Origin of the sequence: Teichococcus vastitatis (genome assembly GCF_003604215.1) — a bacterium.
GTDB classification, from domain to species: domain Bacteria; phylum Pseudomonadota; class Alphaproteobacteria; order Acetobacterales; family Acetobacteraceae; genus Pseudoroseomonas; species Pseudoroseomonas vastitatis.
Genome location: NZ_QXGS01000177.1, coordinates 1 through 998, shown reverse-complemented (window position 1 = coordinate 998; position 998 = coordinate 1). Strand labels below are relative to the sequence as shown.

The 998-nt window shown below is 65.3% G+C and carries 1 protein-coding gene; it reads right to left on the bottom strand.

Annotated features, from left to right (window positions below; translation table 11 throughout):
- Positions 1–456: 456 nt before the first annotated feature.
- The coding region (locus D2K64_RS23775) for an alpha/beta fold hydrolase (RefSeq protein WP_157986119.1) at positions 457–998 on the bottom strand (542 nt) is incomplete at its 5' end.

Below are 998 nucleotides of genomic sequence, written 5' to 3'. Positions count from 1 at the left end.
ACGACATTCTCGCCGCCATCCAGCGCTTCTGCCTTCGCTCCCAGACGATCGGAGGAACTACGGAATCAGGACACTAGTGTCTCGGTGCGCCAAGCGTCCGAAGGCCTCTGAACACCGCCCGAAACGCATCCACACTGCCTCCGACATCCGGGTGCACCGTCTTGGCGTGATGATAAGCCCGCCGCAGATCGGCTCCTGAGGGAGGCATCCGATCCAGATCTAGGGTTGTGAGGTCAGGGTTCACGGGTGGAGATGCCACTCGGGACCACGATGCGCCTGACGCCAGCAGCTTCCAGGTGCCGATCACAGACCCCGCCGCCATGGCAGGAAGCTCGGCATTTCAGCGCGTCAGGATGAGGCAGGTGTAGAGCATGGCCTGGAGCTAGCGCATGGAACCCAATTCAGTGTCAGATCGATTAGACCATTCATCGGGATATTCTGTCGGCGCAGACGATGTCACAAGCCCGGCAAAGCCGCGTCCCGCTGCTGGCCCGGCGCTGCGACAGCCTCGATGGCGGCCACCACCCGCTCCGGCGCGCCGTGGTGAACCATGTGGCCGAGACCCGGAAGCACGTGCAGCTCACTTCTCGGCAGCGCCCGATGCAGGCGCGCGGATTGCCGCCCGACGTCGACGATCCTGTCATCGGCGCCGGCCAGGATCGCGACCGGCAGATGAGCGAGTTCGGCGTATCGTTCCTGGAAGCCAGTAGCCCCCGGTATCATCGTGGCGGCATCCTCGGCGCTCGCCTTGACCTGCCAGGGCCGCAGCATCATCGGGATTGGCACGGCGTCGGTGAAGGCCGGGGAGACCGGCGCCGGCGCGAACATGGTTCGGATCATCTTCGGGGCGATAAGTTGCCCGACCAGCGGGCCGACCGTGTAGCGGATGGCATCGCCGATCACCGGGATCGCGGGGGGCGCGAACAGCGGCACGTCGGCCCGTGCGGTCGGGAAGTAATAGCCTGACAGGAGCACGAGACCTCGTACGGCCTCCGGAT